Raw genomic sequence first — 14154 nt, 5'->3', positions numbered from 1 at the left:
CCCTCCGTAGCCGCCCGCGCCGCAGCCCTGCCGTGGTGCCGCTCCGCCGTGCCTCCGCGCTGCCGTCGTGCTCATCACGCACGTCCGCCGCACCGCCGCCCGACCGAACGAACCAGGACTGATCCCCATGTTCCGCACCGCCTTGCGCAACGTCCTCGCGCACAAGGCCAGGCTGCTGATGACCGTGCTCGCCGTCATGCTCGGCGTCGCCTTCGTCTCCGGCACCCTGGTCTTCACCGACACCATCGGCGACGCCTTCAAGAAGAGCTCCGCCAAGAGCTACGAGAACGTCTCCGTCGCCGTGAAGCCCGGCTACCCGGCCCGGTCCACGGGCACGGCAGGCCAGGACGAGCGGCCGCGGCTGACCCAGCGGCAGCTGGACGCCGTGCGGGCGCTGCCCGGCGCGGCCTCGGCCACCGGCAGCGTCTCCGGGTTCACCGCCGTCGCCGACAAGGACGGCAAGCTGATCGGCAACGGCTGGTCCACCCGGGGCGCGAACTACTCGGCCGGCAAGGACGGCACCGACGCCCGTTACGCGCTGACGGACGGCCGCGCCCCGCAGAAGCCGGACGAGGTCGCGATCGACGGCAGGACCGCCGACCGCGCGGAGCTCCAGGTCGGCGACACCGTACGGATGTCCGTCGACGGCCCGGTCATGCACCAGACCGTCACCGGCGTCTTCGACACCGACGACGGCAACGTCGCGGCGGGCGGCAGCCTCGTGCTCTTCGACACCGGCACCGCGCAGAAGCTCTTCGCCAAGCCCGGCCAGTACGACGAGTTCGACGTCAAGGCGGCGCCCGGCACCAGCCAGGCCGTGCTCAAGGCCGAGGCCGAGAAGGCCCTGCCCAAGGGCACCGAGATCGTCACAGGACAGCAGCTGGCGGACGAGGAGGCCACCCAGATCTCCCAGGCGATGAGCGGTCTGAACACCGGGCTGCTGGTCTTCGCCGGCATCGCGCTGTTCGTCGGCATCTTCATCATCGCCAACACCTTCACCATGCTGGTCGCCCAGCGCACCAAGGAGCTGGCGCTGATGCGGGCGGTCGGCGCGAGCCGCCGCCAGGTGACGCGCTCGGTGCTGATCGAGGCGTTCGTGGTCGGTCTGACCGCCGCCGTGGTCGGCCTCGTGACGGGCATCGGGATCGCGGTCGGCATGCGCTCGCTGCTCGGCTCGACCGGCGCGACGATGCCGGACGGCCCGCTGGTCGTCGGTCCCGGCACGGTCGTGGCGTCGCTCGTCGTCGGTGTCGCCGTCACCATGCTGGCCGCCTGGCTGCCCGCCCGCCGGGCGTCCAGGATCCCGCCGGTCGCCGCGATGAGCAGTGTGCACGCCCCGGCCACCACCAGGAGCCTGGTGCTGCGCAACACCCTCGGCGCACTGCTGGCCGCAGCGGGCATCGCCCTGGTGCTGGCCGGCGTCGGCATGGGCATGGACAGCGGCAAACTGCCGCTGGGCGCGGGCGGCGGGCTGCTGCTGATCGGGGTGTTCGTCCTGACGCCGCTGCTGTCGCGCCCGGTCATCGCCGCCGCGGGACCGCTGCTGCGCCCGTTCGGCATCACCGGCAAGCTCGCCCGGCAGAACTCGGTCCGCAACCCGCGGCGCACCGCCGCCACCGCGTCGGCGCTGATGATCGGCCTGACGCTGATCACCGGTCTCACGGTGATCGCGACCTCGGTCCAGAAGGGCATCGACCGGATCGCCGCGGACTCCATCAAGGCCGACTACACGATCAGCATGGTCAACCGCGGTACCGACCTCTCCCCCGAAGTGGCGAAGACCCTCGCCGGCCTCGGCACCGTGACCGCGTCCAGCCCGATGCGGGAATCCTGGATCGAGCTCGGCGGCGACGACCACGCGGTGACCGGCGTCGACCCCCGCTCCATCGCGCGGCTCGTCAACCTCGACTTCACCAGCGGCTCGATCGCCGTTCTCGGCGGCAGCACCGTCGTCGTGGACGACACGACCGCCAAGGACGGCGGCTGGAAGGTCGGCGACACCCTGCCGACCGTCTACGACGACAACGCGAAGAGCACGCTGAAGGTCGGCGGCATCTACCACGGCAACGAGATGCTCAAGGGCGTCCTCGTCGACACCGCGACCCTCGACCCGCACCTGTCGAAGATCTCCGACACCCAGGTCATGGTGAAGACCGCCGACGGCACGAGCGCCGCCGCCAAGGACGCCATCGAGAAGGCGCTGGGCGACAACCCGGCGATCAAGGTGCAGGACAAGGCCGACATCTCCAACGAGGCCGGCGGAATGATCAGCATGATGCTGAACATGCTCTACGGGCTGCTCGCGATGGCCGTGATCGTCGCGGTCCTCGGTGTCATCAACACCCTGGCCATGTCGGTCTTCGAGCGCTCCCACGAGATCGGCATGCTGCGGGCGATCGGCCTCGACCGCCGGGACGTGAAGCGGATGGTCCGGTTCGAGTCGCTGCTGATCTCGCTGTTCGGCGCGGTGCTCGGGATCGGGCTCGGGGTCTTCCTCGGCTGGGCCGCGGGCCGGCTGATCTCCGGCGGCATGGACACCTACACGATGGTCCTGCCGTGGGACCGGATCGCGATCTTCCTCGGCGGCGCCGCCGTGGTCGGGGTGCTGGCCGCGCTGTGGCCGGCCCGGCGCGCGGCCCGGCTCAACATGCTCAGCGCCATCAAGGCGGAGTAGCGGGTTCCGTCCACCGCCGCCGCGGGCCCTCCCGGATCCGTCCGGGAGGGCCCGCGGCGCTGTTCAGGCCTTCGGCTGCTCGGGCCACGGCCGGGCCGGCGGCATGCCCGCCTCCCCGGAGGGCCTGGTCCTGACGGCCAGGACCTGGTTGACGCCGATACGGTTCTGCTCGAAGGACAGCGCGCTGGCTGCCATGTACAGCCGCCACACCCGCGCCCGTCCGGCACCGGCGAGCCGCACCGCCTCCTGCCAGTGGTCCTCCAGATTGCGCACCCAGGCCCGCAGCGTCAGCGCGTAGTGCTCCCGCAGCGCCTCGACGTCCCGCACCTCGAATCCGGCCTCCTCCAGCCGGGAGACGGTCGAGCCGACCGGCGCGAGCTCACCGTCCGGGAAGACGTAGCGGTCGATGAACTCGTCGACGTGGTACGCCTCCTCGTCCGCCCAGGGGCGGCGGGCGATCTGGTGGTTGAGCAGCCGGCCGCCCGGCCGCAGCAGGCCGTAGAGGTGGGCGGCGTACTCGCGGTACAGGTCGCGCCCGACGTGCTCCGCCATGCCGATGGACGAGATCGCGTCGTACGGTCCGTCCGCGACCGCCCGGTAGTCCTGGACGCGGATGTCGATGCGGTCGGTGAGCCCGGCCTCCGCGACGCGCTTGCGGGCGTACGCGGCCTGCTCGGTGGAGAGCGTGATGCCGACGGCGCGCACCCCGTAGTGCTCGGCGGCGTGCAGCACCATCGAGCCCCAGCCGCAGCCGACGTCCAGCAGCGTCTGATCAGGCCGGAGCGCCAACTTGCGGCAGACGAGGTCGAGTTTGGCCCGCTGGGCCTCTTCGAGGGTGGTGTCGGGGTGCTCCCAGTAGGCGCAGGAGTAGACCATCGACGGGCCGAGGACGCGCTCGTAGAAGTTGTTGCCGACGTCGTAGTGGTGGCTGATGGCCTGCTGGTCGCGGCCCGGGCTGTGCAGCGCGCCGAACCGGCGGCGGGCCTCCTCGGGCGGCGGCGACGGCGGCAGCCCCGGCCCGGCGAGCACGAAGGCCTCGCGGGCCAGCCGGTAGGTGTGCGGGTCGCGCAGCAGGTCCGCCGCCCGGCGGAACCTGCCGGGGTGCGGTGCGCCGTCCTCGCCGGTGTCCCAGACGATGCCCGCGATCAGGTCCAGCGCCTCGTACAGATCGCCTTCGATGTCGAGGTCGCCGGCGACCCAGGCGCGGGCCAGTCCCAGCTCGCCGGGCTTCCACAGCAGCCGGCGCAGCGCCCGGCGCCGCCGCATGACGAGCATGGGGGCGTCCGGGGGGCCGGCCTCGCTTCCGTCCCATGCGCGGATGCGCAGCGGGAACGGTCCTCGTAGGGCTTTTTCAGCAAGGTCGCGCATGCGACGGGCCGCATCTGCCATGCGTACGAGCGTACGACGGACGGCCGCCGGCGCGAGTGATTTTCCGGCCCAACCACCCGGGCGTCCGCGGGAGTACGCCGAAGGGGCGCCCGCACCACGGATGGCGGGCGCCCCTTCGGGCTTACGTTCGTGCGACCGGACGTGCCGTCACCGGTGCAACCCGGTGCGACGCTGTCAGGAAGCCTTGGCCTTCGCGGCTGCCTCGGCGGTCGCCGCGTTCGCCGGGACGGCCGCCTTCGCGGGGGCCGGGGCCGGACGGGCCGCCTCGTAGAACTCCTCGCGGGGGTTCTCCATGGCGCCGAGCGAGACGACCTCGCGCTTGAGGAACATCGCCAGCGTCCAGTCGGCGAAGACCCGGATCTTGCGGTTCCAGGTCGGGACGGCCATGCCGTGGTAGCCACGGTGCATGTACCAGGCCAGCCGGCCCTTGAGCTTGATCTTGGTCTTGCCGACCACGATCATCGCCACGCCCTTGTGCAGACCGAGACCGGCGACCGCGCCCTTGTTGGCGTGGGCGTAGGTCTGCTGCGGGAAGCCGCGCATCCCCGACACCACGTTGTCGCCGAGGACCTTGGCCTGGCGCAGCGCGTGCTGGGCGTTCGGCGGGCACCAGGCGTTCTCCACGCCGGCCTTGCGGGCGGCGATGTCCGGGACCTGGGCGTTGTCGCCCGCGGCCCAGATGTAGTCGGTGCCCTGCACCTGGAGCTTCTCCGAGGTGTCCACGTGGCCGCGCGGGCCGAGCGGGAGACCGAAGCGGGCGAGCGCGGGGTTCGGCTTGACGCCGGCGGTCCACACGATCGTGGAGGCGTCGACCTCCAGGCCGTTGGCGAGCACCACGTGCTTGTCGACACAGGACTTCATCGACGTGCTGAGGTAGACCTCGATACCGCGCTCGCGCAGGTGCTCCAGGCCCCACTCGCCCAGCTGCGGACCGACCTCGGGGAGGATCTTGTCCGCGGCGTCGACGAGGATGAAGCGCATGTCCTCGCGCTTGACGTTCGGGTAGTACTTGGCGGCGTCGCGGGCCATGTCCTCGACCTCGCCTATGGTCTCCGCGCCGGCGAAGCCACCGCCGACGAAGACGAAGGTCAGCGCCTTGCGGCGGACGTCCTCGTCCGTCGTGGAGTCGGCCTTGTCGAGCTGCTCGAGGACGTGGTTGCGCAGGCCGATGGCCTCCTCGACGCCCTTCATACCGATGCCGTTCTCGGCCAGGCCGGGGATCGGGAAGGTACGGGAGACCGCGCCGAGCGCGATGATCAGGTAGTCGAAGGGCAGCTCGTAGGTCTCACCCACGAGCGGCTGGATCGACGCGACCTTGCGGTCCTGATCGATGTTCATCACGCGGCCGGTGAGCACCTCCGCACCGGGCAGCACGCGTCGGAGCGGGACGACGACATGGCGCGGGGAGATGCTGCCGGCGGCAGCTTCGGGAAGGAACGGCTGGTACGTCATGTACGAGCGCGGGTCAACGACAGTGACCGTCGCCTCGCCGTACCGCATCTTCTTCATGATGCGGCGCGCCGCGTACAGGCCGACGTATCCGCCGCCTACTACGAGGATCCGTGGACGCTCCGAAGTGCTCATGGTTCGAGTATCCAGCACCTGATGGGGGGGTGCTCGTGAGCCCCTTCACAAGGTCCTGGACACCCTCTGCTACACTGCCCGGCCGCGTGATCAGGCCCACAGCCCTCCGAGGGAACCCGAGACCTGGACGGGCCGTTGAGCGCACCATCTGATCAGCGAAGATCGGCGCCCTTTGGGCATGTCTCCAAAGGGCTGTAACACCGCGGAAACACCGCGCCACAAGGGTTCCGAGGGGTTCCGGGCCCTACGGCCTTGGAAAACTGGGCCGTAGGGCCGGAACTTCATGTGAAGAGTTTCACAAACTTCGTGCTACGCGATGCTCCAGGCGATGCCGTCGAGGATGTCGTGCTCGCTCACGACGACCTCCCGGGCCCCGGTCCGCTCCATGATCTGGAGCAGCACGAGCGCTCCGGCGCCGATGACGTCGACCCGTCCCGGGTGCATCACGGGGATGGCCGCGCGCTCGGCGTGGGTGGCCGCGAGGAGCCGGCCGGTGATCTCCCTGACCTGCTCCAGGGAGATCACCGAATGGTGGATCGCGGCCGAGTCGTACTCCGTCAGTCCCAGCGCGACGGCGGCGATCGTGGTGACGGAGCCGGCCAGCCCGACGAGGGTGCGGGCCTGCTCCAGCGGGACGGATGCGGCCACCTCGTCCAGCGCGGCGTTGATGTCGGCCTTGATGGCGGTGATCCGGCCGAGCGTCGGCGGATCGATGATCGTGCCGTCGTCGGCGGTCAGGTGCCGTTCGGTCATCCGCACACAGCCGATGTCGACGGAGCGGGCCGCGAGCACGGTGTCGTCGCCGACCACGAACTCGGTCGAGCCGCCGCCGATGTCGACCACGAGGTAGGGCTTCGCGTGCCCCTCGTCGCCGGTCAGTTCCCTGGTGGCGCCGGTGAAGGAGAACTCGGCCTCCTGGTCGCCGGTGATCACCTCGGGCTCGACGCCCAGGATGTCCACCACACCGCGGACGAAGTCCGCGCGGTTCTCGGCGTCGCGCGAGGCGGACGTCGCCACGAAGCGCAGCCGCTCCGCACCGAGTTCCCCGATGGCGGCGGCGTACTCGCGGCAGGCCGCGAAGGTCCGCTCCAGCGCCTCGGGCGCCAGCCGTCCGGTGCGGTCCACGTCCTGCCCGAGCCGGACGATCGTCATCCGCCGGTCGAGGTCCTTGAGCTCGCCCGTGACGGGGTCGGCGTCGGCGACGAGCAGCCGGATGGAGTTGGTACCGCAGTCGATGGCCGCGACGCGTGTCACTTCTGCACCTCATCGGTGGTCGTGGTGGCGCAGCCGCCGCTGACGCAGGGGCCCTTGCGCCACCAGTCGGGCAGCATCGCGATGGCCTCGTCGCCCAGCGGGTTGACCCCGGGGCCGGCGGCGAGCGAGTGGCCGACCAGGACGTGCAGGCACTTCACCCGGTCGGGCATGCCGCCCGCGCTCGGGAAGCCCTCCAGCACCTCGATGGCGTCCCGGCGGGTGATGTAGTCGTCGTGCGCGGCCCGGTAGGCGGCGGCCAGTTCCGGGTCCTCGGCGAGCCGGGCCGTCATCTCCTTCATGACGCCGTCGGCTTCCAGCGTCCCGATGGCGGACGCGGCGCGCGGGCACGTCAGGTAGTACAGCGTCGGGAACGGCGTACCGTCCTCCAGCCGCGGCTGGGTCTCGACCACGTCCGGCTGTCCGCACGGGCAGCGGTGGGCGATGGCCCGCAGGCCGCGCGGCGGGCGGCCCAGCTGCTCCTTGAACGCGGCGATGTCGGCCTCGGTCGGCGTGGTGCGGGGGTGGGAGCGGGGTGATCTGTCATGAGCCGTTCTCGATCGTGGAAGGTCAGCGGCGGGCGGTGCCCGGCTACCGCCGGGGGGACCCGGCGGCGTCGGCGTGGTCGACGCTGTCCCAGAAATTGTCGTACCAGGGGCGGTGCGCGGCGGCCTCGTCCGAGGACCGGCGGCCGGCGGCGTCGCCGTCGGGGGCGGCGCTCGGGGTCGGGCTCACCACCGTATAACCGGTCTCACCGGGCAGCATGAAGTGCAGCCGCTTGCGGGCCTGGGTCTTCACGTACTCGTTGTCCTGCCAGCGGGCCTTCTCCTCGCGCAGCTGCTCGACGCGCTGCTTGGCCTGCTGGGCCTCCTTGCGCTGGTCGGCGATGTCCGAGCGCTGGGCGATGTACTGCCGCATCGGGTAGGCGAGGGCGACGATCAGCGCGCAGAGCACGAGCGCCAGCAGCGCGGCCCGCCCGGTGAGCTTGCTGCGCCGGGGGGCGGGGCGCCTGGTCGCCGCGCGGTAGACGCGGGCCTGCGCCTCCTGGCCGATCGCCTTCAGCCGCGCCGCGGTGGAGAACCGATCCGCCCCCACGCCGTCTCCCCTCGTCCGCACGTACCTACGTCCCCGGCCACGGTACGGGACCGGGCGCGGGGACGTAGGTCAGACGTGCGGGCGGTGCCGCCGATCAGCCCTCGGGCCGGCCGGGTCAGCCCTTGAAGCGGGGGAACGCGGAACGGCCGGCGTAGACCGCCGCGTCGTCCAGGATCTCCTCGATGCGCAGGAGCTGGTTGTACTTGGCGACGCGCTCGGAGCGGGCCGGGGCGCCGGTCTTGATCTGGCCGCAGTTGGTGGCGACGGCGAGGTCGGCGATGGTGACGTCCTCGGTCTCACCGGAACGGTGCGACATCATGCACTTGAAGCCGTTGCGCTGGGCCAGCTCGACCGCGTCGAGGGTCTCGGTGAGCGAGCCGATCTGGTTGACCTTGACGAGCAGCGCGTTGGCCGAGCCCTCGTCGATACCGCGCTGCAGGCGCTCCGGGTTGGTGACGAAGAGGTCGTCGCCGACGATCTGGACCTTGTCGCCGAGCTTGGCGGTGAGAGCCTTCCAGCCCTCCCAGTCCTCCTCGTTCAGCGGGTCCTCGATGGAGACCAGCGGGTACGCGGCGACCAGCTCGGCGTAGTAGTCGGAGAGCTCGCCGGCGGAGATCTTCTTGCCCTCGAAGTCGTACGAACCGTCCTCGTTGTGGAACTCGGAGGCGGCGACGTCGAGCGCGAGCGCGATGTCCTGGCCCGGCTGGTAGCCGGCCTTCTTGATGGCCTCGACGATGAGGTCGAGCGCCTCACGGTTGGAGTCGAGGTTCGGCGCGAAGCCGCCCTCGTCGCCCAGACCGGTGGACAGCCCGCGCTCCTTCAGCACGCCCTTGAGCGTGTGGTAGACCTCGGCGCCCCAGCGCAGGGCCTCGGAGAAGGACTCGGCACCGATCGGCGCGATCATGAACTCCTGGATGTCCACGTTCGAGTCGGCGTGCGACCCGCCGTTCAGGATGTTCATCATCGGGACCGGCAGCACGTGCGCGTTCGGGCCGCCGAGGTAGCGGAAGAGCGGCAGGTCGGACGCCTCGGAGGCGGCGTGCGCGACGGCGAGCGAGACGCCGAGGATGGCGTTGGCGCCGAGCGAGGACTTGTCCGGGGTGGCGTCCAGGTCGAACATCGCCTGGTCGATCAGCCGCTGCTCGGTGGCGTCGTAGCCGACGAGCTCCGGGCCGATCTGCTCGATGACGGCGAGAACGGCCTTCTCGACGCCCTTGCCCATGTAGCGGCTCTTGTCACCGTCGCGGAGCTCCAGGGCCTCGAAGGCTCCGGTCGAGGCACCGGACGGCACGGCCGCACGGCCGGTGCTGCCGTCGTCGAGGCCGACCTCGACCTCGACGGTGGGGTTGCCTCGTGAGTCGAGGATTTCCCGGGCTACGACGACGTCGATGGACGGCACGAGTGTCTCCTTCAGGCTGTGTACAGCTGATGCGTGTCTCTCTGCTCTTGCGACACGAGCCTAACCGCCCGGGGAGGGTAGACCCGTCGATCGGCCGACCCCTGAGACGAAAAAGGGCCCAAAGGCTGACAACAGGTGACCAACGGCGCCTTACGCCGCGTGCCGGACGCCAAAACCCCGGCCCGGCACGCTCGGGGGGAGTGCGTGCCTGGCCGGGGAGTCTTGGGGTTCGACGGGATCCAGCGTGGTTCAGAAGGATCCAGCAGGATCCAGCGGGATCCCGTCGGGGCTCAGCGGAGGAGAGCCGGCGGGGCGGCGGCCTGGGCGACCAGGCCGGCCGCGCCCGCGGCTATCGGTCTCAGCTGAGGTGCAGCTGCTGGCCCGGGTAGATCAGGTCGGCGTCGCTGACGATGCTCTTGTTGAGCTCGAACAGCTTCTCCCAGCCGCCGGCGACGTGGTGCGCCTGGGCGATCCCGGAAAGGCTGTCACCGGTGACGACCTTGTACTCGCCGTTGCCCTGCTGGACCGGCGCGGCCTTCTTGGTCTCGGCCGGCTTGGCGGCGGGCTTGGTCTTCTTGACCGGGGCGCGGTTCTCGGACTTGCCGCGGCTGGCGGTGTCCGGGGTGTCGCGCGAGGTGGTGCTCTTCGACGGGGTGCTCTTCGTCGCGGAACCGGTGTTCACGTCGGCGGCCGGGCCACCGGCGGTCAGGTTGCCGGCACCGGCGCAGGCCCAGGCACCCGGGCCCTGCAGGGCGAGCAGCTTCTCGGCTACCGCGATCTGCTGGTCCTTGGTGGCGAGGTCGGCGCGGGAGGCGTACGCGGTGCCGCCGGCGGCTTCCCAGCTGGACTGGGAGAACTGCAGGCCGCCGTAGTAGCCGTTACCGGTGTTGATCGACCAGTTGCCGCCGGACTCGCACTGGGCGACAGCGTCCCAGGTGGCGACCGAAGCGGCGGAGGCGCCGGAAGCACCCATCAGCGGAACGGCGATCGCGGCGGTGGTGACACCGGCAATCGCGGCAATTCGGGTGAACTTGGACGGGCGACGGTGCTTAGCCATGGTGTTTCATCCTCACCGACGCCTACGAGGTCAGCTGTCGGGTTCGGGCGTGAGTTGCCCGGCTGCGCGGCTCTCGCCGTGCTGCTTCACCCCAAGCCGGTCCGTCCCCCACGAGTTCGGGTCCGGGCCGGCGGAAGACCTTGGGTCCCCCGCTCCTGCCTACGGCGCTTTCGCGTCGACTGTTCCCGTCGGTCGGCGGCAGGACTCGGCGATCCTGACCGGCGGGGCCCGCTGTGGCGAGCAGTACGACGTTAAACACACGATCCCGGCGAGGACAAACATCCCGGGGTCGTACAGCAACTCCCCCATCCGGCTGAACGGACCCACAGAACCGCAGGTCGGAAGGGAGAAAGGCGGCGCGGTGCGAGCGGGCCGGCACGGCCGCCACGGAGACCCTTGTCACAAGGTCCGGGGTGCCGGGATCGTGTTGAGCGGTCTCAGAAGCTCAAGTCCAGGTGCTGTCCAGGGAGAATCAGGTCGGGATTGTCCCCAACAATCTGGTCATTTGCCCCATAAAGCGCCTTCCATCCGCCCTGCAGATGATGGTCGGCGGCGATGTCGCAGAGGTTGTCGCCCGGCACGACGACGTAGTCGCCGTCGGCCGCCACGTCGCCCTGCCCGGTGTTCTGATCACCGTTCAGACCGTCGGCGGCACCCGCGGCCCGGTCGGCGTCGCGCGAGGCGCGGTCGGTGCTCTGCCCGTCGGCGGAGTCCGGCGATCCGGGCTTGGCGTGCTTGCCCTGGCTCTTGCCCGCGGCCCCCGGCGTGGTGTCCGCCAGTTCCGGGGAGGTGCTCGGGGCGGTCGGCGTGGTGGCCGGCGTGGTGGCGTCCGAAGGGTCGGTCGTCGGGTCGGCCGCCGGGTCGGTCGTCGGAGTGCCGGTGGGCGTCGACGGAGACGTCGGCGTCGTGGACACCGGAGGCGTCGTCGGCGTCGCGGGTGTCGTGGGCGTCGTCGGCGTCGTGGTGGGCGCCGTCGGCTTCGTGGTGACCAGCGGCGGCAGGATCGAGCCCGGGTCGATCTTCGGCGGCGCTTCGCCGGTCACGAGCCCCGCGGGTCCCGAGCAACCGGGCCAGGCGTCGGGCCCGAGTTCCTTCAGCAGCGTTTCGGCCACGGCTATCTGCTGCGAGCGGCTCGCCAGGTCGGGGCGCTCGGCGTAGACCGTGCCGCCGTACTGCTCCCAGGTGTCCTCGGTGATCGACAGACCACCGTAGAAGCCGTTGCCGTGGTTGGCGCTCCACATGCCGCCGCTCTCACACACCGCCACCTTGTCCCAGACCGTGGCGTCGGCCGCCTGCGCGGCGCCTGCACCGAGCAGCGGGAGTGCGATCCCCGCTCCGGTCGCCGCGACCACCACGATGGCGGTCGGGGCCTGGCGCGGTCGGCGGTGTCTGCCGTTCCCGGACTTCAGCATGCGGTCACCCTTCTCCAAAAACATTGACTACGGCCCTGCGTCATATTCGAGAAGCCTGCGATGACCGCAGAACGTAGCGGTGTTGACCATCGCATCACAAGTCGGTGTAGCGGGCATCACGCTGAGGTCACGGTCGATTTCAGCCCGTACCTCGTGTACAGGACATTTTTGACGTTCCATCAGGGTTTAGCGGTGTGAAAGGCTGGACTCAGGGCGTCGATTCGGGGATTCCGCTTTCGCCGGATTCGCCGGCGCCGGCTTCCGGGGTGAAGCCCACCGGCAGCGTCCGCAGCCCGCGCATGATGAGCCCGCCGCGCCACCGCAGATCGTCCGGCTCGGCCGCCAGCCGCAGGTCCGGGAGCCGGGTCAGCAGCGTCGCGAGCGCGGACTGCGCCTCCAGGCGGGCCAGCGGGGCGCCCAGGCAGTAGTGGATGCCGTGCCCGTAGCCGACGTGCTGGTTGTCGCGGCGCGCCAGGTCCAGCGTGTCGGGCCCGTCGAACCGGTCGGGGTCGCGGTCGGCCGCCGCCAGCACCACCAGCACCGGTTCGCCCTCCCCGATCCGCTGCCCGCCGATCGTCAGCGACTCGGTCGCGAACCGCCAGGTCGCCAGCTCGACCGGCCCGTCGTACCGCAGCAGTTCCTCCACCGCGGTCTCCAGGAGGTCCGTCTCACCGCGGGCGATCGACGCCTGGAGCTGGGCGCGCTGTTCGGGATGGCGGAGCAGCGTGTAGACCCCGTTGCCGATGAGGTTGACGGTGGTCTCGAAGCCGGCGAAGAGCAGGATGAAGGCCATCGCGGCGGCCTCGTTCTCCGACAGGTGCTCACCGTGGTCGCTGGCCTTGATGAGCCCGGAGATCAGATCGTCGCCGGGGTCCGCGCGCTTGCGGTGGATCAGCTCCAGCAGGTACGCCCGCATCTTCTTCACCGACCGGGCGACGCCGCCGCGCGGGCCGCCGCCGTGGCGGATCATCATGCCCGCCCAGTCCCGGAAGTCGTCCTGGTCCTCGGGCGGGACGCCCAGCAGGTCGCAGATCGTGTAGATGGGGAGCGGGAACGCGAACTCGTGGATGAGGTCCGCCTCCGACTTCACCGCGCCCGCCCCGTCCGTCTGCAGGCCGTCGATGAGCCGGTCGGTCAGCTCCTGCACCCGCGGTGCGAACTCCGCGATCCGGCGCGGGGTGAACGCCTTGGAGACGAGCCGCCGCAGCCGGGTGTGGTCCGGCGGATCGATGTTCAGCAGGTGCGTCATCAGATCCGCGCCGCGCTCGCCGGGGATGCCCACCTTGTTCTTGGCGTTGGCGCCCTCGCTGTGATGGCCGCGGTTCTTGCTGAGCCGCGCGTCCGCCAGCGCCTGCCGCGCGTCCGCGTACCGCGTCACCAGCCAGGCGTCGACGCCACTGGGGAGGGTGGTCCTGTGCACCGGCGAGTGCTCGCGCAGCCAGGCGTACGCCGGGTACGGATCGGCGGCGAACTCCCAGGTGAAGAGGGTGGGGGCGGGTGGGGCGGCGGGGGTGGCGGCAGTCTCGTCAGGCACCCCCTGACGCTAGCGCGTCCCGGCAGAGCCGGTCGGCGAGCCGGGTCGTCTGCGGCAGCCGGTACTCCGGCGCCAGCGCGAGGACGTGCCGGCACGCGGTGTCCAGGTCGATGCGGTGCCCTGTCGACACATAGACCGGTTTGACGCCGCGTTGGGTGCGCAGCACCCGGCCCACGGTCTCCCCGCCGTCGTCGAGCGGTGCGGACGCCCCGCGTTCCGGGCCCAGCGCGGCCGGGTCGTAGCTCCCGGTGAACGGTGTCTTCGCGACCCCGGCCGTCGGAATGCCGGTGATCACCCCGAGATGGCAGGCGAGGCCGAACCGCCGGGGGTGCGCGAGCCCGTGACCGTCGCAGACCAGCAGATCCGGGACGGTGTTCAGCTTGCGCAACGCCTCGACCAGGGTGGGCAGCTCGCGGAACGCGAACAGCCCCGGGATGTAGGGGAACGAGGTCTCGGCTACGGCGGTCGCCTGCTCCACCGGGGCGAGCGTCCGCGCGTCCAGTACGACGACGGCCGCGGCCACCCGGTCGCCCGTGCCGTTGCCGTCGCCCGCGTACGCGACGTCCAGCCCGGCGACGAAGCGCGGCTCGCGCGGCCCCGGCCCGCGGTGGTCCGCCCGCGCCCGCAGTCGGTCCTGGATCTCCAGCGCCTGCGCCTCACCGGCGGGCCACTCGTGCGGCACATCAATCTGCATGGCAGAACGCTACGTTGCGGCCCGGACGACGGTCGCCCCGGTTTCCGCGCGCCCGGTCATCCCCT

At 71.0% G+C, this 14154-nt stretch carries 11 protein-coding genes and 1 riboswitch; of the genes, 1 reads left to right on the top strand and 10 read right to left on the bottom strand.

What is annotated here, in order from left to right; all coding sequences use genetic code 11:
- Positions 1-127: 127 nt before the first annotated feature.
- The gene (locus LNW73_RS19830; protein WP_250990820.1) at positions 128-2674 is read left to right on the top strand and encodes an ABC transporter permease; all 2547 of its coding nucleotides are present in this window, start codon (positions 128-130) and stop codon (positions 2672-2674) included.
- Between the two features lie 63 nt (positions 2675-2737).
- Here the strand turns inward: LNW73_RS19830 and LNW73_RS19825 are convergent, their stop codons facing one another.
- The 10 genes from LNW73_RS19825 to LNW73_RS19775 all read right to left on the bottom strand — a co-directional run bounded on the left by LNW73_RS19825 (position 2738) and on the right by LNW73_RS19775 (position 14089).
- Positions 2738-4063: a class I SAM-dependent methyltransferase gene (locus LNW73_RS19825; RefSeq protein ID WP_250990819.1), complete on the bottom strand. Its 1326-nt coding sequence runs from the start codon at positions 4061-4063 to the stop codon at positions 2738-2740.
- A gap of 174 nt (positions 4064-4237) precedes the next feature.
- The gene (locus LNW73_RS19820) at positions 4238-5647 is read right to left on the bottom strand and encodes an NAD(P)/FAD-dependent oxidoreductase (RefSeq protein WP_250976207.1); all 1410 of its coding nucleotides are present in this window, start codon (positions 5645-5647) and stop codon (positions 4238-4240) included.
- Positions 5648-5956: 309 nt separating this feature from the next.
- On the bottom strand, positions 5957-6901 hold the full coding sequence (locus LNW73_RS19815; RefSeq protein WP_250990818.1) for a Ppx/GppA phosphatase family protein: 945 nt from the start codon (positions 6899-6901) through the stop codon (positions 5957-5959).
- Complete coding sequence (locus LNW73_RS19810) at positions 6898-7395, bottom strand: DUF501 domain-containing protein (RefSeq protein WP_250992975.1); 498 nt, start codon at positions 7393-7395, stop codon at positions 6898-6900. The genes LNW73_RS19815 and LNW73_RS19810 overlap by 4 nt, the downstream gene beginning before the upstream one ends.
- Positions 7396-7489: 94 nt before the next feature.
- Positions 7490-7993, bottom strand: coding sequence for an FtsB family cell division protein (locus LNW73_RS19805; protein WP_250990817.1), 504 nt, complete (start codon positions 7991-7993; stop codon positions 7490-7492).
- A gap of 115 nt (positions 7994-8108) precedes the next feature.
- Positions 8109-9392: a phosphopyruvate hydratase gene (gene eno / locus LNW73_RS19800; RefSeq protein WP_138356096.1), complete on the bottom strand. Its 1284-nt coding sequence runs from the start codon at positions 9390-9392 to the stop codon at positions 8109-8111.
- A gap of 358 nt (positions 9393-9750) precedes the next feature.
- Positions 9751-10449 (bottom strand): LysM peptidoglycan-binding domain-containing protein, encoded by a 699-nt coding sequence (locus tag LNW73_RS19795; protein ID WP_250990816.1) that lies wholly within the window; start codon positions 10447-10449, stop codon positions 9751-9753.
- A 4-nt stretch (positions 10450-10453) separates the two neighbouring features.
- Positions 10454-10626, bottom strand: a riboswitch (cyclic di-AMP (ydaO/yuaA leader).
- A 260-nt stretch (positions 10627-10886) separates the two neighbouring features.
- Positions 10887-11861 (bottom strand): LysM peptidoglycan-binding domain-containing protein, encoded by a 975-nt coding sequence (locus LNW73_RS36030; RefSeq protein WP_285391374.1) that lies wholly within the window; start codon positions 11859-11861, stop codon positions 10887-10889.
- Between the two features lie 208 nt (positions 11862-12069).
- Positions 12070-13395 (bottom strand): cytochrome P450 family protein, encoded by a 1326-nt coding sequence (locus LNW73_RS19780; RefSeq protein ID WP_250990815.1) that lies wholly within the window; start codon positions 13393-13395, stop codon positions 12070-12072.
- Positions 13388-14089: an endonuclease V gene (locus tag LNW73_RS19775; protein ID WP_250990814.1), complete on the bottom strand. Its 702-nt coding sequence runs from the start codon at positions 14087-14089 to the stop codon at positions 13388-13390. Before LNW73_RS19775 ends, LNW73_RS19780 begins: the two co-directional genes overlap by 8 nt.
- Positions 14090-14154 lie beyond the last annotated feature (65 nt).

Source organism: Streptomyces sp. RKAG337 (assembly GCF_023701715.1).
In the GTDB taxonomy this organism is placed as follows: Bacteria; Actinomycetota; Actinomycetes; order Streptomycetales; family Streptomycetaceae; genus Actinacidiphila.
This window is presented reverse-complemented; position numbering and strand designations above follow the sequence as displayed.

Bases quoted from the DNA above. Each gene is read 5' to 3' on its own strand.
- LNW73_RS19830 (WP_250990820.1), top strand. From the start codon at position 128: ATGTTCCGCACCGCCTTGCGCAACGTCCTCGCGCACAAGGCCAGGCTG.
- LNW73_RS19775 (WP_250990814.1), bottom strand. From the start codon at position 14,089: ATGCAGATTGATGTGCCGCACGAGTGGCCCGCCGGTGAGGCGCAGGCG.
- LNW73_RS19820 (WP_250976207.1), bottom strand. From the start codon at position 5,647: ATGAGCACTTCGGAGCGTCCACGGATCCTCGTAGTAGGCGGCGGATAC.
- LNW73_RS19825 (WP_250990819.1), bottom strand. From the start codon at position 4,063: ATGGCAGATGCGGCCCGTCGCATGCGCGACCTTGCTGAAAAAGCCCTA.
- LNW73_RS19795 (WP_250990816.1), bottom strand. From the start codon at position 10,449: ATGGCTAAGCACCGTCGCCCGTCCAAGTTCACCCGAATTGCCGCGATT.
- LNW73_RS36030 (WP_285391374.1), bottom strand. From the start codon at position 11,861: ATGCTGAAGTCCGGGAACGGCAGACACCGCCGACCGCGCCAGGCCCCG.